The organism is Brochothrix sp. (assembly GCF_017549435.1).
GTDB classification, from domain to species: domain Bacteria; phylum Bacillota; class Bacilli; order Lactobacillales; family Listeriaceae; genus Brochothrix; species Brochothrix thermosphacta.
Genome location: NZ_JAFYUW010000069.1, coordinates 1 through 19,689 on the forward strand (window position 1 = coordinate 1; position 19,689 = coordinate 19,689).

21 protein-coding genes and 1 other annotated feature are annotated in these 19,689 nt (G+C 36.4%); of the genes, 16 read left to right on the plus strand and 5 right to left on the minus strand.

The window, feature by feature from the left end; translation table 11 throughout:
* The first annotated feature begins 195 nt into the window (after window positions 1-195).
* The 4 genes from IKV95_RS04610 to IKV95_RS04625 all read left to right on the plus strand — a co-directional run bounded on the left by IKV95_RS04610 (window position 196) and on the right by IKV95_RS04625 (window position 6,081).
* On the plus strand, window positions 196-372 hold the full coding sequence (locus IKV95_RS04610) for a hypothetical protein (protein ID WP_157679053.1): 177 nt from the start codon (window positions 196-198) through the stop codon (window positions 370-372).
* 513 nt (window positions 373-885) lie between these two features.
* Window positions 886-1,104, plus strand: a binding site (T-box leader).
* Between the two features lie 86 nt (window positions 1,105-1,190).
* Window positions 1,191-3,608, plus strand: a complete 2,418-nt coding sequence (gene leuS / locus IKV95_RS04615) for a leucine--tRNA ligase (RefSeq protein ID WP_069134592.1) — start codon at window positions 1,191-1,193, stop codon at window positions 3,606-3,608.
* 1,330 nt (window positions 3,609-4,938) lie between these two features.
* Window positions 4,939-5,442: a hypothetical protein gene (locus tag IKV95_RS04620; protein WP_287451449.1), complete on the plus strand. Its 504-nt coding sequence runs from the start codon at window positions 4,939-4,941 to the stop codon at window positions 5,440-5,442.
* A gap of 15 nt (window positions 5,443-5,457) precedes the next feature.
* Window positions 5,458-6,081, plus strand: a complete 624-nt coding sequence (locus IKV95_RS04625; protein WP_287451450.1) for an ABC transporter ATP-binding protein — start codon at window positions 5,458-5,460, stop codon at window positions 6,079-6,081.
* Window positions 6,082-6,699: 618 nt separating this feature from the next.
* Here the strand turns inward: IKV95_RS04625 and sdaAB are convergent.
* From sdaAB to IKV95_RS04640, 3 genes are read right to left on the minus strand one after another with little or no spacing between them, the layout of a single operon-like run.
* The gene (sdaAB, locus tag IKV95_RS04630; RefSeq protein ID WP_069119379.1) at window positions 6,700-7,371 is read right to left on the minus strand and encodes an L-serine ammonia-lyase, iron-sulfur-dependent subunit beta; all 672 of its coding nucleotides are present in this window, start codon (window positions 7,369-7,371) and stop codon (window positions 6,700-6,702) included.
* Entirely contained in the window at window positions 7,368-8,270 is a 903-nt protein-coding gene (gene sdaAA, locus IKV95_RS04635) for an L-serine ammonia-lyase, iron-sulfur-dependent, subunit alpha (protein ID WP_069119381.1), read from the minus strand. The genes sdaAB and sdaAA overlap by 4 nt, the downstream gene beginning before the upstream one ends.
* Before the next feature lie 21 nt (window positions 8,271-8,291).
* Window positions 8,292-8,753 (minus strand): Lrp/AsnC family transcriptional regulator, encoded by a 462-nt coding sequence (locus IKV95_RS04640; RefSeq protein WP_069119383.1) that lies wholly within the window; start codon window positions 8,751-8,753, stop codon window positions 8,292-8,294.
* A 255-nt stretch (window positions 8,754-9,008) separates the two neighbouring features.
* Here IKV95_RS04640 and IKV95_RS04645 point away from each other — a divergent pair, with 255 nt between their 5' ends.
* From IKV95_RS04645 to IKV95_RS04655, 3 genes are all read left to right on the plus strand, one after another.
* Window positions 9,009-10,640, plus strand: a complete 1,632-nt coding sequence (locus tag IKV95_RS04645; RefSeq protein ID WP_069125632.1) for a putative polysaccharide biosynthesis protein — start codon at window positions 9,009-9,011, stop codon at window positions 10,638-10,640.
* A gap of 8 nt (window positions 10,641-10,648) precedes the next feature.
* Window positions 10,649-11,365, plus strand: a complete 717-nt coding sequence (locus IKV95_RS04650; protein WP_029092466.1) for a pseudouridine synthase — start codon at window positions 10,649-10,651, stop codon at window positions 11,363-11,365.
* Between the two features lie 77 nt (window positions 11,366-11,442).
* On the plus strand, window positions 11,443-11,862 hold the full coding sequence (locus IKV95_RS04655; protein ID WP_029092465.1) for a Fur family transcriptional regulator: 420 nt from the start codon (window positions 11,443-11,445) through the stop codon (window positions 11,860-11,862).
* Window positions 11,863-12,222: 360 nt separating this feature from the next.
* Here IKV95_RS04655 and IKV95_RS04660 read toward each other — a convergent pair whose 3' ends face one another.
* Window positions 12,223-12,591, minus strand: a complete 369-nt coding sequence (locus tag IKV95_RS04660; RefSeq protein WP_029092464.1) for a DUF4064 domain-containing protein — start codon at window positions 12,589-12,591, stop codon at window positions 12,223-12,225.
* Window positions 12,592-12,814: 223 nt separating this feature from the next.
* Here IKV95_RS04660 and IKV95_RS04665 point away from each other — a divergent pair, with 223 nt between their 5' ends.
* Window positions 12,815-13,360 carry a GNAT family N-acetyltransferase gene (locus tag IKV95_RS04665; protein ID WP_069125634.1) on the plus strand — a complete coding sequence of 182 codons (546 nt, stop codon included), beginning with the start codon at window positions 12,815-12,817 and terminating at the stop codon, window positions 13,358-13,360.
* A gap of 136 nt (window positions 13,361-13,496) precedes the next feature.
* Here IKV95_RS04665 and IKV95_RS04670 read toward each other — a convergent pair whose 3' ends face one another.
* Entirely contained in the window at window positions 13,497-14,078 is a 582-nt protein-coding gene (locus tag IKV95_RS04670; RefSeq protein WP_029092462.1) for a DJ-1/PfpI family protein, read from the minus strand.
* Between the two features lie 131 nt (window positions 14,079-14,209).
* Between IKV95_RS04670 and IKV95_RS04675 the strand changes: the two genes are divergently transcribed.
* From IKV95_RS04675 to IKV95_RS04710, 8 genes are all read left to right on the plus strand, one after another.
* Window positions 14,210-14,626, plus strand: a complete 417-nt coding sequence (locus tag IKV95_RS04675; protein WP_069119392.1) for an Lrp/AsnC family transcriptional regulator — start codon at window positions 14,210-14,212, stop codon at window positions 14,624-14,626.
* Window positions 14,627-14,724: 98 nt separating this feature from the next.
* Entirely contained in the window at window positions 14,725-15,657 is a 933-nt protein-coding gene (locus tag IKV95_RS04680; RefSeq protein WP_029092460.1) for a LacI family DNA-binding transcriptional regulator, read from the plus strand.
* A 37-nt stretch (window positions 15,658-15,694) separates the two neighbouring features.
* Window positions 15,695-15,916, plus strand: coding sequence for a DUF3006 domain-containing protein (locus IKV95_RS04685; RefSeq protein ID WP_029092459.1), 222 nt, complete (start codon window positions 15,695-15,697; stop codon window positions 15,914-15,916).
* Between the two features lie 28 nt (window positions 15,917-15,944).
* Window positions 15,945-16,286 carry a winged helix-turn-helix transcriptional regulator gene (locus IKV95_RS04690; protein WP_069119396.1) on the plus strand — a complete coding sequence of 114 codons (342 nt, stop codon included), beginning with the start codon at window positions 15,945-15,947 and terminating at the stop codon, window positions 16,284-16,286.
* A 109-nt stretch (window positions 16,287-16,395) separates the two neighbouring features.
* Window positions 16,396-17,028, plus strand: coding sequence for an NAD(P)-dependent oxidoreductase (locus tag IKV95_RS04695; protein WP_029092457.1), 633 nt, complete (start codon window positions 16,396-16,398; stop codon window positions 17,026-17,028).
* 183 nt (window positions 17,029-17,211) lie between these two features.
* Complete coding sequence (locus IKV95_RS04700) at window positions 17,212-18,051, plus strand: ComEC/Rec2 family competence protein (protein WP_069119398.1); 840 nt, start codon at window positions 17,212-17,214, stop codon at window positions 18,049-18,051.
* An 81-nt stretch (window positions 18,052-18,132) separates the two neighbouring features.
* Window positions 18,133-18,627, plus strand: a complete 495-nt coding sequence (gene lspA, locus IKV95_RS04705) for a signal peptidase II (RefSeq protein WP_029092455.1) — start codon at window positions 18,133-18,135, stop codon at window positions 18,625-18,627.
* The gene (locus IKV95_RS04710) at window positions 18,620-19,552 is read left to right on the plus strand and encodes an RluA family pseudouridine synthase (protein WP_069119400.1); all 933 of its coding nucleotides are present in this window, start codon (window positions 18,620-18,622) and stop codon (window positions 19,550-19,552) included. The genes lspA and IKV95_RS04710 overlap by 8 nt, the downstream gene beginning before the upstream one ends.
* Window positions 19,553-19,689: the final 137 nt, after the last annotated feature.

The window sequence follows — 19,689 nt, forward strand, 5'->3', positions numbered from 1 at the left end:
GTCTTTAGTCGTACTGTGAAAAGTAGATTGACTGCATGGGGAGCACCTAAATTAGCTTGGGCAGTTTCAGGTGCTGTAATATTTGCACTTAATTTTTCAGATGTTGGTGGCATGATTGCCAAACAAATAGACAAGCGAGACAAGAAAAAAATAATGGCTATATAGATATTTAATAGAAAGGTATGGTCCTAATTTATGGGAAATTTTTTTCTAGGAGGCATTATCATTTTCACCGTTATGATTACTGGTGAAACATTCTTCACAATTCCAACAGAGAATCCCCAACGAGTATTCTTTTTTGTGGGAGAGTTTGTTATCACAATCGTTATTTATTCAGCTCTTACAGCAATTATTAATAAAATTAGGCGTTAGCCTGATCGATAGATATTTATCAGAGAAAGGTTGAGGTTAAATTGATGAAAGAGTTATTTATAGTAGCTATGATAATATTCGTCGTCACAGCGATTGGTGATATATGTTTTACAGTACCAACAGAAAACCCTCAAAGGATTTTCTTTTTTCTGGGAAAATATAGTGTAGTTACAATTATTTATATAGTGCTTACTTTAATTGTTAATAAAATCAGAAAGAAGCATTCCTAGCTATAAACAAAGAGAGAACGATTAATGCGCTCTCTTTCGCTTTATACAAAAAACAACAAAAGCGAATTCACTAATGGAGTAAGTTCGTTTTTGTTTGGTGCACGTTATTAAGACATCTATAAAATCCTTAATAAGTAGTTCTAATGCATAAAAGAACAGTTTAATTTTTATTATGCACTTTTGGAACAGACACCTAAGTGAGAATTAACCGCATATGTAAGTAGTTTTATTCAATCTGACACTTGCTTAATAGGCAGTTATTGACTACAATAAGGAGTATAGAATAAAAACGATGATAGGAACTAGTAGCAAGGCTGTGTTGTTGAGAGAGTTAGCGGGTGGTGCGAGCTAATCAACACGAATTGTGAACTCATCCTTAAGTGCTCCAGTGAAAAGAGTAGTTGGAGACGTGCATTTCGCGTTAAGAAATTGAAGTGGATACACTATATTTTGGTGTGTTAATGCCGGGTGGTACCGCGGGAAGCAAATTCTCGTCCCGAAAAGTCGATTGATGGCTTTTTGGGGCGTTTTTTTATGTCCAAAAACGGTAACTATCATCGTTAATAATATGAAAAAGGGGATAATAATATGACATTTAATCATCGTTTGATTGAACCAAAATGGCAATCATACTGGAAAGAACAAAGTACCTTTAAAACTGAAAAAGGCGGAACAGCAGGTAATTTTTACGCATTAGATATGTTCCCTTATCCCTCAGGCGTTGGTTTGCATGTTGGACACCCTGAAGGTTATACAGCAACTGATATTTTAGCGCGAATGAAACGTGCACAAGGTTTTAAAGTGCTTCATCCAATGGGCTGGGATGCTTTTGGATTACCAGCTGAGCAATACGCAATCGACACAGGAAATGATGTCAAGGAATTTACAGCTAAAAATATTGAAACATTTCGTCGTCAAATTAACTCATTAGGTTTTTCTTACGATTGGGACCGTGAAGTTAATACGACAGATCCAGATTACTATAAATGGACACAATGGATTTTTATCCAACTTTATAATAAAGGTTTGGCATACGTTGATGAGGTCGCAGTCAACTGGTGCCCAGAATTACGTGCTGTATTGGCGAATGAAGAAGTCATCAATGGCTTGAGTGAACGAGGTGGACATCCGGTTGTAAGACGCCCTATGCGCCAATGGATGCTTAAAATCACAGCTTATGCGGATCGTTTAGTGGATGATTTGGACTTGGTTGATTGGCCGGAAAGCATTAAAGAAATGCAACGTCATTGGATTGGTCGTTCTTATGGAGCAGAAGTTAATTTTGCCGTTAAAGACCATGATGCTTCGTTTGCTGTATTTACAACGCGTCCAGATACATTATTTGGTGCAACATATTGTGTGCTTTCACCAGAACATGCGTTGGTAGAAAAAATTACAACAGCTGAGAATAAAGCGGCCGTGGAAGCCTATCAAAAAGAAGTAGCATTGAAGAGTGACCTTGAGCGTACTGATTTAGCAAAAGAAAAAACAGGTGCTTTTACAGGTGCTTATGCAATTAACCCAGTTAATGGTAAAGCAGTACCGATTTGGATTGCAGATTATGTATTATCAACATATGGTACAGGCGCTATTATGGCTGTTCCTGCACACGATGAACGTGATTATGAGTTTGCACAAACGTTTGATCTGCCAATTATTCCAGTGCTTGAAGGTGGCGATGTTACAACTGAAGCTTTTACAGGCGAAGGGACACACATCAACTCTGAATTTTTAGACGGTTTGAACAAAGCAGATGCGATTGAAAAAGCAATTCAATGGTTAGAAGAAAATAAACACGGAGAAACAAAAGTTTCTTATCGCCTTCGTGATTGGGTATTCTCTCGTCAACGTTATTGGGGCGAGCCAATTCCAATTATTAACTGGGAAGATGGTACAATGACAACTGTTCCGGAAGAAGAATTACCAGTTAACTTGCCATACATGGAACATATAAAACCATCAGGTACAGGAGAATCACCATTGGCAAATGCCACAGAATGGTTGAATGTTGTTGACCCTGAAACAGGTTTGAAAGGACGTCGCGAAACAAATACAATGCCACAGTGGGCAGGATCAAGTTGGTACTTCTTACGTTATATTGATCCAGATAACAAAGAGATGTTAGCTGACCCTGAAAAACTGAAAGAATGGTTGCCAGTAGATATGTACTTAGGCGGGGCAGAACATGCGGTATTACACTTGCTTTATGCACGTTTCTGGCATAAATTCCTTTATGATATCGGAGTTGTACCTACACCAGAACCTTTCCAAAAATTGTATAATCAAGGTATGATTTTAGGGGAAAACAATGAAAAAATGAGTAAATCTCGTGGAAACGTTGTTAATCCTGATGATGTAGTTGAGCAATATGGTGCAGATGCATTGCGTGTTTACGAAATGTTCATGGGGCCATTAGATGCAAGTATTGCATGGAGTGTCAATGGACTTGATGGGGCACGTAAGTTCTTAGACCGTGTTTGGCGTTTGTTAATTGACGAACGTGCTGAAAAAGTACAAGATAAAATCGTAGCAACGAATGACGGCAGTCTTGACCGCGTTTATCATCAAACAGTGAAGAAAGTAACAGCTGATTATGAAGTGTTGCATTTCAATACAGCAATTTCACAATTGATGGTATTCATTAATGAAGCATATAAAGCAGATACAGTATACAAAGGTCACATTGAAGGCTTCTTACAATTGTTAGCGCCAATCGCTCCGCATATGAGTGAAGAACTATGGCAAAAACTAGGACATGAAGAAGACATTAGTTATGTAGCTTGGCCAGTACATGATGAAGCGATGTTGCACGAAGATACAGTTGAAGTTATTTTCCAAGTCAACGGAAAAGTGAAAAGCCGCGTTGAAATAAAAAATGGCTTAGCGAAAGATGAACTTGAAGCAATGGCGATGGCAGATGAAGCTATCCAAGAAAACATCGCTGGTAAAACAATCCGTAAAGTAATTGTTGTACCAAATAAATTAGTTAACATTGTAGCAAACTAAAAGCACTTTCACATCCGATAGAAATGTAATTATTGGAAAAAGGCGAAGCTCGGCTATTTGTGCCGAACAAGGCTTTTGAAATAAGGTAATTTCTGATGAGAAATGCTGGATAGGCTAAAAGCGAAAACCGTTCAATCAGCACCAAGTGAATTGTAACTTTTGAAGTAACGGCTATCTCTGCCGTCATGAAAAAGTGAAATTTGCACAGGTGTTAACGGTGACAGCTGGATAAACTAAAAGCACTTTCACATCCGATAGAAATGTAATTATTGGAAAAAGTCGAAGCTCGGCTATTTGTGCCGAACAAGGCTTTTGAAATAAGGTAATTTCTGATGAGAAATGCTGGATAGACTAAAAGCGAAAACCGTTCAATCAGCACCAAGTGAATTGTGATTTTTGGAAAAAACAAAAGCAAAAACTGTTTGCTTAGATCTAAGTGAATGGTGATTTTCAAAGAACAAGTAGCACTCTGACAACATTGTCAGGGTGCTTTTTATGTTGTGATAAAAATTTATAGCGATTCAATAGACTTAAGTTTTTCTAAAGGGTATTGTCTGTTGTAAGTACGATTGATAGTGTGTTATACTCGGAAAAATAGAAAGAAGAGTTAATAAAATTAATCCTCAGATTGTAGGCAAAGTCTCGAAAAAATTCTTTTTTCTTTGAAAGAGGAGAGGTGAATTGATGGTGAAAATCAGGCCGTATGTTTAATGCTCTTAAATTAAAGAAATCTATTGTTGACTCCGTTTTAAACCTCATTTTTTTGTTATTGACTCCATTCTATTCCATTAATGTTAACTATAAAAATACATCCCCCTGTTGAGAACAACTTTTATAAAAAACAATATATAGCGGTTGAAATCATTACAGTGATTTTAGGCGTTAGCTTAGTAATTCTCCTGAACTGTAAGAAAGTAAAACGTATTGCCAGTTTAGGGTAATATCAATTGGTTATCGCTGATGTTATTATTTCGTATTTTAATTTTCCTACTTCAGTAACAACTGAAAATAAGCTTTTGAGAGTATTGAAATTAAATTATGTGAAAGGAACCGGGTGTGGTTTTATTAATATTTTCAAGCGATTTGTACAGTGATGATTTTTGCTATCAGTCATATTTTTTAAGGGATAGTTTCTAATAGAAAGAAAAGTATGAGTACAAACGTAATTTTAATTAAAATTATCATGGGAAATATAAATATTATTGGAAGACAAAGGAATAAGAGACAATTAAAAGGGGATGGCAAATATAGCTTATCTCCTTTTTGGAGGTTAAACTTATATGAAAAAATTACTTTTATGTGTATTTGCGATGACGATTATTTTCTAAATGTGAATGACAATTATTTTGAGCAAAATAAAGTATTAGATAGGGAGGGCCACCGTATTCGACAGCAAGAATCAAGTGCAGATGAATTATTACTACTTGTACCTGAAAAATACAAAAACTATCAGGAGCGTATCAAAAAAGACCACGATGTTTATGAGTTAGCGTTACAAAAATGGCTGAATATCAAACAAGATATCAGAGTGCTAACGTTTATATTCCCCCTATTATTGCTAACGAATCTGATGGTGATTTGGTTAATAAGTGGTACCTATATCCAGAGGCAATATTTAATTCAAATGACACATGGTATTGGTTTTTGTCAGCGTCATTATCGCTTTATGATACTAAATATCTCCTTAATGATTATACCGCTAATGTTGTTGTTATTTATGAAACTAAATTTTTGGTTGTTGTATATTAGCGTATTCCTGGTTGAAATTACAGTGATGTACGTGATGTTAAAACGGGCAGAAAAACGTCAACAAATATCTTTATTGAAAGAATAGTAGAGGAGGGTGAAAATGATAACTGTTACTGATATATGGAAAGGATATGGCAAGCGGCAATTGATTAAAGGCTTTTATCTAAAAGTGAAAGAAGGTGAGATGATTGCCATAACTGGAGAAAGTGGCAAGGGTAAAACAACCTTATTAAATATAATGGGGTTATTGGATAGAGTTGAAGCGGGCACCATCCATTTTAATAACGTGGACATCACGAACTATAAGGCAAAGCAAAGAGAACGTTTATATCGTGAGTCATTTGGTTTTCTTTTTCAAAACTATGCTTTAATTGATCAACAGACTGTTTCGCAAAATTTAGACATACCACTTTTCCGTACACCAAGAAAACAACGTGATTTACTAAAACGTGAAGCGCTTGATGAAGTCGGGTTAACTAATGTTTTGGGAGATAAAGTATATGAATTGAGTGGTGGGGAACAACAACGCGTGGCGATTGCGCGGTTATTGTTACAAAAACCTAAAGTGCTTTTTGCTGATGAACCCACAGGAGCACTCGATGGGAAAAATAGAGAACGCGTATTACAACTGTTGAAAAAATTGAACCAAACAGGTTGTACCGTCATTATTGTGACGCACGATGCAGAAGTAGAAGCGGTTTGTGGAAGAATAATAAAGATATAAAAAAGAGCAACACCTATTGGGGAAGGTGTTGCTCTTTTATTATTCAATATTCCTATTGGGGGAGGAATAAATGAAAAAAATGAAGTGTATATAAGTTATGTGGTAGATAACCTATAAATATAGTATAGTCTGTAGATTTTGCGAAACAATTGCCAAATTATTAACAAATTGTGAATAATAGTTAAGCAAGTCTAACTGCCTTTTTTCTACGGATAAACTATTAAAAAGTGTAGGCTGTTTTTATCAATAAGAAACCCACCATCAAAATTGACGGTGGGTTTAATCTACTATTCCTATTGGGGGAGGAATTAGAGAAAAATGAAAAAGTTAAGTGGTAGTTAACTTATAAATTAAGTATAGTCTCTGGAATTTACAAAACAGTTACTAAATTATTAACAAACTGTTAAAGTATTATCGTATATAAAATAAAACTCCTCAATCATTAGAATTGAGGAGTAAATTTCATATTTTATTCCTATTTGGGGGAGGAATATTTTTAAATGAAAAGTATATAAGTTAGTGTGGTATGAACTTATACATTTATTATAGTACATCCACATTGCATTCGTAAGGCAAGGATGTTAAGAGTGTGTAAAGGATTGTTACAGTTGGATTAAGTTAAACGGTTTGGATGAAACAACTTCTTGTAATTGCTGGTACTTCTTCATTAAATTCTTCCAATAAACTTTGAGAAACAACAGAATCAACAACACAGATAGAAATGGCTTTTCCGCCTTTATTCCATCTTTCATTGGCAAAACGCGCAATGTTATACCCACGTTTTGTTAACGCTAATGTTATATCAGCAATGAAACCAATTGAGTCATCATGATAGAAGACCAATGTAGGTTGTTCACCAGTGAATTTTAAAGGTAATTTTTCAATTTCTTGTACTTCAGCTTTACCGCCACCAAGAGAACTAGCAACGAGTGTGAGTTCTTTATTATCTTCGGAAATTAGAATAACGCGCACGCTGTTTGGGTGGAAATTACCCACAGGTACAGTATCGAAACTATAGCGGAGTTGGCGTTCTTCAGCAATTTTTTTAGCATCAGCAACTTCATCACTAAAAGTAGTGTAACCCATAACGCCAGCTAACAAAGCTAAATCCGTTCCATGCCCTTGATATGTTTCAGCAAATGATCCCATCAATTCAAAGCGAACAACAGCAGGCTCAAATTCACATAGTTGTCGTGCAATATTACCAATTCGTACCGCCCCAGCAGTATGAGAGCTGGAAGGCCCAACCATCACAGGGCCGATTATTTCAAAAGCACTTTCGTATTTCATTCGCTAATTCCCTCCATTCGTTGAGAATAACCAAAGATTTCTTTTTTTATACGTTCGCCTGTAGGTGTTCCTGCGAGTCCGCCGATACCAGTTTCTCTCAATGAGACCGGCATGTTTTGTCCGACTTCATGCATTACTTTAATCACTTCATCTGGAGGAATGATACTTTTAACACCAGCAAGCGCCATATCTGCGGCAGCTTCAGCTGTAAGTGCATGGAGACCGTTTCGAATGATACAGGGTATTTCAACCAATCCTGCGACAGGATCGCAAACGAGACCGAGACTATTTTTCATTGCGAGGCCCACAGCATTCCCGACTTGTTCAGGTGACCCGCCAGCTAATTCAACTAACGTACCAGCAGCCATGGCTGTTGCGGAACCAATTTCAGCTTGACAACCACCTTCAGCCCCCGAGATAGAAGAGGAGTTGGCGATGACTAACCCCAATGCAGAAGCGGTGAAGAGAGCTTCTACTAACTCGTTGCGAGCAAAGCGGCCCGAATCGAGGCAATGAACAAGGACTGCAGGCAAAATCCCAGCAGAGCCAGCTGTTGGCGTTGCAACGATACGTCCCATACTAGCGTTAACTTCGGAAACAGCCAAGGCATTAGCAATCACTGTTAGTGTCTCAGGCGCAACGAATGAGTGACCACGCTCTGCATACTGTTGTACGCGATAACCGTCGCCACCAGTTAAACCACTTTTGCTTTCGACTTGTGTATAGGTGCCTTTACGAACAGCTTCTTCCATGACATCAAATTGAAAAGCCATTTTAGTCATAAGTTGCGTACGAGTTTCACCTGTTTGATTTTCTTCTGTTTCGAGCATAATTTCGTAAACTTTTTTTTGCTCTGTAGTTGCTCGTGTCAATAATTCATTTAAACTAGAAAAAGCCATGACTTAACCTCCGATTTTCATTTATTCGTCGTTGCTTTTAAGTGGCACTGTCGTTGTTTCTTTTTGCGTATCCAATACAATCACAGTTTTTGTTTTAACGACGCCATGCATGCCTCTTAATTCTGTTGTAATGATACGATCTAAATCACGTGTGCCGTGGCAACGAACTTTCACAAGATAATTATCCTCGCCTGTTATATGATGACATTCTTGGATTTCAGGAATCTCTTTAATGAGATGTAAAAATTCAGCAGTATGTTCAGGGCGTTCCAATGTAATGAAAATAAATGCCGTTAAACCATAGCCTACTTTTTCTGGATCAATTTCAGCATGATAGCCTTTAATGATGCCTTTATCTTCCAAACGACGTACACGGTCAGCAGCAGCAGGGCTTGAAAGGTCCATACGTGATGCAAGTTCTGCCCAAGTAATACGACCATGGGCCATTAATTCGGAAAGTGCTTTTTTATCTAAATCATCCATTGCCATTCACCTCTTTTTATTAGTTAATTCAATTATAATATTTATTAAACTAAAGTCAATTCATATTTAACTTACTTTTTTAAAATTTCAAGCAATGTGAAAAAACAATGGAAGTTATCTGAAAACTTACAAAGAATTGTTATTCTCATTCAGATAGAGTAAACTCAACTATAGTGTAAAGTTTTTAAATAGAAGAAGTCGTCATCAATTAAATAAGTGTGTGAAAAAAAGTGAACGAAAGTGTCAGGTGAATTCATGGGGTCTAATTTATTAAGAGGAACATTTATATTATCAGTAGCAACGTTGATATCGAAAATATTAGGTTTGATTTATATTATTCCATTTACGGCAATTGTTAAAAATAATGATGCGATGTCGTTATATAACTATGGCTATATTCCGTATCAAATATTTTTAAGTGTTGCGACAGCAGGGTTGCCGTTAGCAGTTGCTAAGTATATTTCTAAGTATGAAGCACTTGGGGATTATGAAATTGGCCAACGCTTGTTTAAATCGGGTTTAGTCGTCATGACACTAACAGGTGTAGCGAGTTTCGTATTAATGTATGTCTTTGCACCACAATTTGCACACATGGTCAATCCAGTGGATGCAAAAGGATTAACAGTTTGGTCGGATAATGATATTACCCGCGTTATTAGAGCTGTCAGTTGGGCATTAATTATTATTCCTTCAATGAGTTTAATCCGTGGGTATTTTCAAGGGAAGGGCTCAATGGGGCCTTCTGCAGTATCACAAGTAATTGAACAGTTTGTTCGTATTATCTTTATGTTAGTCGCAACATTCTTGGTATTATATACCTTTAATGGTTCAATGGTTACCGCAATTTCTTATGCGACATTCGCAGCTTTTGTTGCAGCAGTGGCAAGTTTAGTGGTATTGATTGTGATGTATTACAAACGTAAACCCTACGAGGAAAAAGCAGCAATTCCAGTTCAGCAGTCACGTTCTAAAGTATCGCTCATTTCGATATACAAAGAAGTGCTTGTTTACGCAATTCCGTTTATCGCTATTGGAGTCGCAATGCCTGTGTATCAAATGATTGATCAATATACAGTCACTCGTATTTTACAGCACATGTCATATAGTGCAAAAGAAGCTTTGTATTGGTTTAACTTTTTAAATTTCAATGCAAATAAATTAGTATTGATTCCTGTAACTTTGGCAACCGCTTTTTCAATGGCACTGTTACCAGTCGTTACGACCTCATATGTTCAAGGTAAATTTAAGGAAATGCACAAACAATTGGACGATGTCTTTCAAGTGCTAATGTTCGTAACTATTCCAGCATGTATTGGGATGATGGTTTTAGCACGTCCAATCTATTCTGTGTTCTTTGGTGATTCAGCTGATGGAGCGACAGTGTTATTCTGGTACTCACCAGTCGCAATTTTATTTTCACTCTACATGGTGACGACAGCAATATTACAAGGGATTGATCAACAACGTTATACAGTTTTTTCACTTGTATTAGGTCTGTTTATTAAAGTCGTGACACAGTACCCATTGATTGAACTATGGGGTATTTATGGCGCAATTGCATCAACAGCACTAGGTTTCATTGTTGGTATCTGGGTAACGTTAGTTGTTATTCAACGTGATGCAGATTATCATTTGGCAGTTGTTATTCGTCGAACAGTTTTAATGCTACTCATTTCAGCAGCGATGTTCGCAGGTGTATGGTTAGTTAACTACTTAATGGGCTTTATGTTCACGCCGAAAAATCGTGGCGAAGCATTATTAATGACCAGTGTAGGTGCAGTCATAGGTATGTTAATTTATGGGTATCTATCAATGAAATCACGTTTAATTGATCGTGTATTAGGTGAACGTGGCACAAGAATAAGAATGAAATTCAGAGTTAAATAGGAGGCACTATGCGTTTAGATAAATGGTTGAACGATTTAAAGATTTGTAGTCGAAGAGAAAGTGGTAAATACATTAAACAACACCGTATTGTTGTTAATGACGTTGTGATGACAAACGGAAAGCAACATATTTCACCTGAAACAGATACAATAACAATCGATGGCGAAGCCCGTCGTAGTTATGAACGTGATTTGTATTATATTATGCACAAGCCTGCTGGAGTTGTGACTGCAACGACAGATCGTATGCATGAAACAGTCATTGATTTAATTGCAGATGAAGATAACCGCAAAGACTTGTTTCCAGTCGGGCGCTTAGATAAAGATACAGAAGGTCTGCTGGTGATTACGAATGATGGTCCACTCGCACACCGTTTGTTATCACCTAAAAAACACATCGAAAAAGTCTACTATGCGCAAATCGATGGTGAAGTGACCGCTGCAGATGTAAAAACATTTGAAGAAGGCGTTGTTATTAACGAAGAATTCACAGCACAGCCTGCTAAATTAAACGTTCTAACAAGTGGTGAAGGCGTTTCTGAAGTAGAAATCACTGTTTATGAAGGCAAATTTCATCAAGTTAAACGTATGTTTATTGCTGTTGAAAAGGAAGTTACCTACCTTAAACGAATTAAAATGGGTGGCTTTGATTTGCCTGCTGACCTCGAACTTGGTGAATACCGTCATCTAACAGCTGAAGAAATGGATCAGTTAGAAGGCAAATAAGAATCAATACGATTTGAATAAACATAGAATGATGTTATAATAAAACCAGATATAAATTAAGAAAGGGACTGATTTTCATGGGAATTAGTGTCGATCAAGCATTGACTACCCTTAAAGATAAGGGCTACAAATTTACAGATAAACGCGAGTTTATTTTAGAGTATTTTAAAACGGAGAATAAGTACTTAACGGCTAAAGATGTATTGCATGCGATGAAAACTGATTTTCCAACATTAAGCTTTGATACTGTGTATCGCAATTTAAAACTATTTGTTGATTTAGATTTATTCGAAGAAACAGAATTGAATGGTGAAAAACAATTTCGTTTAACTTGTGTACATGGGCATCATCATCATTTTATTTGCATTCAATGTGGTTCAACAAAAGAAATTGATATGTGTCCGATGAATTTTTTGAGTCAAAGTTTACCCGGTTATCAAATCGATGGTCATAAATTCGAAATTTATGGCAAGTGCCCTGAATGTTTGGCTAGTTAAGCTATAAAGCATGGGTAAAGTAGGGATTTTAGTTTTTTGATAATTTCCAAATGATACGAATATTATTTTTCACGAAAAAAGAATCTCGTCTATATGACGGGATTCTTTTTGTGTAATTTAGCGACCATATTTCACGTGTTCTAATTGAATTTCTCCAGACATTTTCATATCGCGAGAAGTGGTTCTTAAAGCTTCATCCTCTGACAAACCTTCATTTTCAATTTTATAAGATACAGGCGACATTCCGTATTTATTTAAAAATCCAGTTAATGTAGTTTCCTCTCTAAGATACTATAAGAGAGGCATTATTACTGGATCTAATTTTCAGCAAGTGTTTTTCTATTGAAGCGGTAGTTTAAATTATTTTCTGCTTAAAGCAAGAATACCTGCTACAACAATGATAATTCCACTTAAAATACCAAGCACAGAAACGAAAATAATATTTAAAATACCACAAATAATTATTAGCCATCCGAATAAAATACGCTTTTTATTGATCATACAAGATAAAACTAATGCTAAAACTGATACGGCAATACAGGCTAAACCTAATCCAGCTACACCAGTACCACCTTCTGCATCTAACGCCGCACCGATTCCTCCCACGAATAAAGCCATAACTCCTGCAATCATACCAAAAATGCCACCGATAATACCTAAAACCATTTCAGCAACACGACTGGTAGTTGATTTCACTCGAACCTCTACTAAATCTACGTTCTTTGACATTATAAAACCTCCTTTTATCTAATTGTATACGAGCTAAACGTTAGAACGTTGAAGCTAATATCACCCTTTATGGTACATCATAACTTGATAGATATGTATGTATTAGTATAAAATGTAAAAAAAGCGGATTAACTGTGTAGTGCATGACTTTATTCAACAAGTTATTTCTGTGAAAAGCTAATAATTAGTAAAATATACTAATAATTTCAAACGAGGTGTTTTTATGAAGAAACAAGGCATTGAGTTAAGGCCGATTAAACAGACTGATTTACAAAAACTGTGGGAGATTGGTTTTAAAGAAAATGATGCAAGCTGGAAAAGGTGGGATGGGCCATACTTTCAAAAAAAAACATTTACAAAGGCTATTTTTATGGCTGAGAAAGAACTAGAGTGGGTTGATAATCCAAATCGTTTTATAATTATGTGTGATGATGAAATAATCGGGACCATTAGTGCCTATTGGGTAGATCCTGAACTTCAAAAGTGGTTAGAATTCGGCTTATGTATCTACACGGATAAATATTGGGGTCGCGGTGTTGGGGCGATTGCGTGCTCTATGTGGCTAGATTATTTGTTTGAAAGCCATTCTGAATTACGTCGCATTGGTTTTACTACTTGGTCAGGGAATAAGCGAATGATTAAGTTAGGGGAACGTTTAGGTATGACCTGTGAAGCGACCGTTCGACAAGTGCGCTTTTTTGAAGGTGAATGGTATGATTCAATAAAATATGGTGTTTTAGCAACGGAATGGCAAGAATCTAGAAATTAATGATTGGATAGAGTGACAAAGAAGTTTCGCTTTTATCTAACCAAAAGAAGATACCTCAAAAATAAAGGTATCTTTTTTATATATTTGAAACATAATTAATGCACAAACAATACATAAAAAACAGCTTATTAAGAAGTTAAAAGCCCATCAATTCACGTACTTTATGACAATTTTCTTTTGAGGTTAATCTTTCTAAGGCTAAAAAGGCAACTTCGAAGGCGGTTCCTGGATTAGAAGAAGTAATAATATTATTGTCAACTACAATGGGAGCATCAACTAAATTTGCTCCAAAGTTGGCTAATTGGCGGCGGCGAATACTGGTAGGGTGATTGTATGTTGTCGCTTTGCGCCCTTTTAAAATACCGCTATTACCAAGGGCCAGTGAAGCAACACAAATCGTGGCGATTAGCTTATTATTATCATTAAAATGACGGATGATTTTACTAAATCGAGCATCAAAAGCATCGCTATAAAAACCTGCTTCTTCAAAACCACCTGGAATAACTAGTGCATCAAAGTCATCTAGATTAACCTCGCTCACTAAAAATTCAGGCGTGACTGTGAAATTCCATGTGCATTTTAATTGGGGGTGAAGCCCCACAGTTATAAGTTCAGTAGTACCATCACCTTCCAGTTGATTCCAACCGAACACATCCGTAAAGACACTGGCTTCTACAGCTTCAAACCCGTTAGCGAGAAGTAATAAAGTTTTTGTCATATGAATCCCTCCTTAACAATAAGTTTACCGAAAAGACAGAAAACGTTACAGTTATAAAATAAAGGATATGCTATAATTTGGTATATAATCTAAGGCTTTTTAATGAATAAACTATAGAAATGAGGGGTATAATGGATACAACGGATACAAAAATATTGGAATTAATGCAAAATAATGCGCGGATTTCGATGAAAGAGTTGGGGATTGCAGTGTCACTCACAGCTCCAGCTGCTAAAGAGCGTGTTGTGAGAATGGAAGAAAAAGGTATTATTATGGGTTACCAAACACAAATTTCATTGCCAGCTCTCGGTAGAAATGTGGCAGCCTATATCTTGTTTGAGACACACAATTGCAAAGCTTTTCAAACGTTTTGTGTTGCATACCCGGATGTATTAGAATGCCATCGTTTAGCAGGGCAATACAGTTATTTAGTGAAAATCAATACGGCAACAATGGAAACGTTAGAGCAGTTTATCGATGAAGCGATTCGTTACGGTCAATCCTCAACACACCTTGTTTTTTCGTCTGTAGAAAACAATGTGATTTAAAGTTGACTTGGAACTGGTTTCATAAGTTAACCTAAGTATGTATGCCATTTGTAATTATGAAATGATAATAAAAGAACGTATAAAGGGGCGCGTAATGAATGAATATCAAAGACATTGCTAGAATATCGGGGTATTCTGTGACAACGGTATCACGTGTTATTAACGACCATCCCTATGTCTCTGATGAAAAAAGACAGCGGATAAAAAAGGTCATGCAAGATGTGGGTTATGTACCCAATAATACGGCACGTGCATTAAGTAGTGGACGTTCTAAAAATATAGGAATTGTAATGCCGTTTTCAAATTATCCTTACTTTGAAAGAATCATTGCGGGCGTGGTTGAAAGTGCCTTTGAAAAAGGGTATAAGGTCACTTTATTGCCAACCAACTATGATAAAAAAACTGAGGAAGACTACTTTAAACAGCTGCAAGCAAAAAGTTTTGATGGCTTAATTATTACGTCTAAATGTAATGATTTTTCGATGATTGCTCATTATCAAACATATGGTCCAATTGTATGTTGTGAAGAAACATTGGATTATCCAATATCTTCAGTTTCAATTGACCGTCATCCTGCACTCGTTAGTGCGTTGGTTTTTTTAAGAGAAACCGGTTGTCGACGGGTTGCAGTGACAGTAAGCCGTGAAGCATCTGAAAGCGCTAGTACACGAGCGATTATAAAAGCTTATAGAGAAGTTTATGGGGAACTACCAGAAACGTTATTTTATCGTGATTGTTCGATTATGGAAGATGGCGTTGCCGCAGTGCAACATTTTATGACGGAACAACCAACAATTGATGCTATATTTACAAATGGAGATGAGATTGCTGCTGGAGTAGTGAAAGCTTTAGAAACGTTTAAACGTTCAGATATACACGTGATGGGGCAAGGTGCGTCTTTAACGAGCGATATTCTACAAATACCAACGATTGATCATCATTTACATCAAATTGGCAAAGAAGCTTTTCGACATCTCTTTTTAATAGAACAGGAAAAAACAACGTTAGCTTCGACGTTTATAAGCCGTTAAGCGATTCAATCATTTGGAAGAGAGGAGGGCGGTAACTATGAATAAAAGAGGCATTATTGATCGTTTTGAAGGTGAATGGGCTGTTTTAGAATTTGAAACAGGTATGGAAGATATTTTGAAAACGACATTACCAAAAAATATCAACGTAGGTGATGTGTTAGTCTTTGGTGATACGACTATTACGATTGATACCGATGCTCGTAAACAGCGCGAAGCTGAAATTGACCGTTTAGCCGACGAGTTGTTTGAAGATGAGTGATGGGTATTTTAAAAAAAGAGGTGAAAAAATGAGTGTGAAAGTGGGACAACAATGTCCAGTTGAAAAAACAGTCAGTTTATTAAGCAATAAATGGAAGGTGTTAATCATCCGTGAATTATTAATTGAAACACAGCGTTTTAATGCCTTACAACGAACGCTTGGTGGCATTACACAAAAAGTATTAACGAGTAATTTAAAAGAGATGGAAAAATCAGGCTTAGTTAATCGCGAAGTTTTTCCTGTGACACCTCCTCATGTTGAATACAGCCTAACAAGTCGTGGAAGAAGTCTTGAACCGATTTTAGAAACAATGGCTGTTTGGGGATTAGCCTATATGGCTGAAGAAGAATTACAGTTAGAAGAAAGTTAACAGTTTCCATTTGGGTACTAGGGCACTTTATTGTGCGTAATTTTCAAACACCTAGACGTTTGATATAGTGATAAGAGTAGTTCATCACATATCACATGGAGGTATTTTTATGAAAATAGGTATCATTGGAGCTGCAGGTCAAAGTGGCGTTTTATTAGTAGAAGAAGCACTTAAACAAGGTCATGAAGTGACCGCAATTGTACGTGATTCAAATAAAGTTTCAAATAAAGAGGTAGCTATTATTGAAAAGGATTTATTTGCTTTAGAGCTAGTGGATTTGGTAGACTTCGATGTTGTTATTGATGCTTTTGGGGCATGGGGAGAAAATATTCCGTTACACATTACATCACTAAAACATTTACGTTCTATTTTAAAAGGTCATAAAACAACCCGTTTAGTCGTTATTGGTAGTGCGGGAAGTTTGTTACTTGATGATAACGGCACACGTTTAATCGATTCACCAGATATGCCGGCAGAATTTAAACCATTAGCGACTGTTATGGCACAAGCCTATGATGAATTGAAAGGTGACTCAGAGGTAAATTGGACATACGTCAGTCCACCACCAGTATTTATCGTTGAAGCGCCGTTAACAAATAATGTACAATTAGGTGACGATTATTTGATGGTAAACGCTCAAGGCGAAGCCAAATTAAGTTACGCTGATCTTGCTGTGGTTGTGATTGCAGAATTACAAACGGCAAACTATCTTAATAAACGAATGAGTATTATTGAAAAATAGGAGTCATTGCATTGTTTATTTTCGAATAATAAATACTAAATAAGGCCGAAACCACACGAACTGTTTGTGTGGTTTTTTTATGTAAAAAGTAATAGTTATTTATTTTTTTGTATCAGCTCTTCTTAAAATAGAGGTAACTGTGTATACTGAAATAGATAGTTAAAAGATATTGGGGGCGTTTTTTTGAAGAAATTACGTATAATTATTGCAGCTGTAATGGTGTTGTTTTTATTGGCAGGGGCGACACCAGCTAAAAATAGTTCTGCAGTTAAAGTACATATTATTAATGTAGGGCAAGGGGATGCCATTCTTGTGCAAACGGGGAGAGAAAATATTCTTATTGATGGCGGGAATAAAGGAAAAGGAAAAACGGTCATTGCTTACTTAAAGAAGCATAAGGTACGGACGTTAAATGCAGTTGTTTCAACGCATCCTGATGCAGATCATGTAGGTGGTTTAGCTGCAGTTATTGATGAAATGAACGTTAAGTCAGTTTATGCACCTCGCGTTACACATACAACAATTGCATACAGTAATTTTTTGAAAGCTGTTAAGCGTAATAAATTAAAAATTAAAGTAGCGAAAAAGGGTGTGACCATACCGACAGCACCTCACAACGTCAATATGACATTTATTGCGCCTGTTAAGGACTATCATAAAAATGACCTTAATAATTGGAGTGCCGTGCTGAAATTACAGCATGGAAAAAAACAGTTTTTGTTTACAGGTGATATTGAAACTAAAGCTGAAAATGATTTAGTTAAAGCGAAATTACTTAATAAAGTAGATGTATTAAAAGTAAGTCATCATGGTGCGAAGGAAGCAACAACAGCTAATTTTTTAGCCAAAACTAAACCAGCTTATGCGGCAATCAGTGTCGGTGGAAAGAATCGTTATGGGCACCCAACAGGTCCAACGTTAAAAAGACTCTCTAAAATTGGAGCAAAAGTGTATCGGACAGATAAAGGTGGAACAATCGTTTTTTCATCCAATGGTAAAAAAATTAAAGTGACTCGTAAATAACCCGCAAATTTTTCGAGGATAGTAGTAGACATGTGTTATAATCAAAGAGGACTTTATGCAACTGTAGAAGGGATCGACATTATGTATAAATATTTAATTTTAGCAGCAGGACTAATTGGAATTGATCAATGGACTAAAGCGTTAATCGTTAAAAATTTAAGCATTGGTGACCAAATAGAAGTCATTTCGAATTTTTTGTACATCACATCTATTCGTAATCGTGGTGCAGCCTGGGGTATTTTAGAAGATCATATGAGTATATTTTATGCGGTAACAGCTGTCGTAATTATAGCGGTTGTCTACGCCTTTTATAAATATAAATCAGAGCATTTCACTCTACATCTCAGTTTGTCGTTAGTTTTGGCAGGTGCATTAGGTAATTTTATCGACCGTATGCGTTATCAAGAGGTTGTCGATTTTGTACAAACAGTATGGGGCAATTACTATTTCCCGATTTTTAATGTCGCGGATATGTGCTTGTCGATTGGTGTTGTAATACTGATGTTTTATGTTTTGTTTGGTGATAAGTTAAACGAGAAGAAACGCAAGAAGAAAGGAAAATACTACTTTGAATAATAAATTAATAACAGTCACAGAAGAGGTTGTAGATCAACGTCTTGATAAGGCTTTAAGTACACTTGACCCTGAGGTAAGTCGTACACAAGCAGTAACAATGGTCAAAGAAGGTGCAATCACTGTGAATGATCAAGTGAAAAAACCGAAGTATAAAGTACAATTAGGCGATGTAATATCTTATAGCGTTAAAGAGCCTGAAGTATTATCAATTGAAGCGGAAGACATTCCATTGGACGTTATTTATGAAGATGAAGATGTTATCGTTGTAAATAAACCACAAGGAATGGTTGTTCATCCTTCAGCTGGTCATACATCTGGGACATTAGTTAACGCTTTGATGTATCATTGTAAAGATTTATCAAGCATTAATGGCGTTGTTCGTCCAGGTATCGTTCATCGTATTGATAAAGATACATCTGGATTATTGATGGTTGCCAAAAATGATAAAGCGCATTTGGCATTAGCACAGGAATTAAAAGAACATAAAGCTGATCGTTATTACATCGCATTAGTACATGGTGAAATTACACATTCCAAAGGTACAATTGATGCACCAGTAGGTCGTTCAAAAACAGACCGTCAAAAAATGGCAGTCGTAGATCATGGTAAACCAGCTGTCTCTCATTTTGAAGTGTTAGAACATTTCCCAGCGTTTACGTTAGTCGAATGTCAATTAGAAACAGGCAGAACACATCAAATCCGTGTACACTTCCGTTATATTGAACATCCATTAGCAGGTGACCCGAAATATGGTCCGAAGAAAACATTAGCAGGTGAAGGTCAGTACTTACATGCTAAAACTTTAGCATTTACGCATCCTCGTACGGGTGAGAAAATGACGTTTGAAGCGCCGTTACCACAAAACTTCACGGATATGATTGAAACATTACGTAAAAGTCGTATCGTTAAACTTGAAAAAAATTAATAAAAGCGACTAGCCACGTTCAGAAATGAACAAATGAGAGAGAGTTTCATCTTTTTGAGTATATTTATCGTACGTTTGTTAAAAAAGATAGATTTTCTCTTGACGTTTTCACATAAATACGATATATTATAAATAAC

What these genes read in the sequence shown, in the direction of transcription:
- IKV95_RS04610 (WP_157679053.1), top strand. Translation starts at nt 196, where the DNA reads ATGGGAAATTTTTTTCTAGGAGGCATTATCATTTTCACCGTTATGATT.
- leuS (WP_069134592.1), top strand. Translation starts at nt 1,191, where the DNA reads ATGACATTTAATCATCGTTTGATTGAACCAAAATGGCAATCATACTGG.
- IKV95_RS04625 (WP_287451450.1), top strand. Translation starts at nt 5,458, where the DNA reads ATGATAACTGTTACTGATATATGGAAAGGATATGGCAAGCGGCAATTG.
- sdaAB (WP_069119379.1), bottom strand. Translation starts at nt 7,371, where the DNA reads ATGAAATACGAAAGTGCTTTTGAAATAATCGGCCCTGTGATGGTTGGG.
- sdaAA (WP_069119381.1), bottom strand. Translation starts at nt 8,270, where the DNA reads ATGGCTTTTTCTAGTTTAAATGAATTATTGACACGAGCAACTACAGAG.
- IKV95_RS04640 (WP_069119383.1), bottom strand. Translation starts at nt 8,753, where the DNA reads ATGGATGATTTAGATAAAAAAGCACTTTCCGAATTAATGGCCCATGGT.
- IKV95_RS04645 (WP_069125632.1), top strand. Translation starts at nt 9,009, where the DNA reads ATGGGGTCTAATTTATTAAGAGGAACATTTATATTATCAGTAGCAACG.
- IKV95_RS04650 (WP_029092466.1), top strand. Translation starts at nt 10,649, where the DNA reads ATGCGTTTAGATAAATGGTTGAACGATTTAAAGATTTGTAGTCGAAGA.
- IKV95_RS04655 (WP_029092465.1), top strand. Translation starts at nt 11,443, where the DNA reads ATGGGAATTAGTGTCGATCAAGCATTGACTACCCTTAAAGATAAGGGC.
- IKV95_RS04660 (WP_029092464.1), bottom strand. Translation starts at nt 12,591, where the DNA reads ATGTCAAAGAACGTAGATTTAGTAGAGGTTCGAGTGAAATCAACTACC.
- IKV95_RS04665 (WP_069125634.1), top strand. Translation starts at nt 12,815, where the DNA reads ATGAAGAAACAAGGCATTGAGTTAAGGCCGATTAAACAGACTGATTTA.
- IKV95_RS04670 (WP_029092462.1), bottom strand. Translation starts at nt 14,078, where the DNA reads ATGACAAAAACTTTATTACTTCTCGCTAACGGGTTTGAAGCTGTAGAA.
- IKV95_RS04675 (WP_069119392.1), top strand. Translation starts at nt 14,210, where the DNA reads ATGGATACAACGGATACAAAAATATTGGAATTAATGCAAAATAATGCG.
- IKV95_RS04680 (WP_029092460.1), top strand. Translation starts at nt 14,725, where the DNA reads ATGAATATCAAAGACATTGCTAGAATATCGGGGTATTCTGTGACAACG.
- IKV95_RS04685 (WP_029092459.1), top strand. Translation starts at nt 15,695, where the DNA reads ATGAATAAAAGAGGCATTATTGATCGTTTTGAAGGTGAATGGGCTGTT.
- IKV95_RS04690 (WP_069119396.1), top strand. Translation starts at nt 15,945, where the DNA reads ATGAGTGTGAAAGTGGGACAACAATGTCCAGTTGAAAAAACAGTCAGT.
- IKV95_RS04695 (WP_029092457.1), top strand. Translation starts at nt 16,396, where the DNA reads ATGAAAATAGGTATCATTGGAGCTGCAGGTCAAAGTGGCGTTTTATTA.
- lspA (WP_029092455.1), top strand. Translation starts at nt 18,133, where the DNA reads ATGTATAAATATTTAATTTTAGCAGCAGGACTAATTGGAATTGATCAA.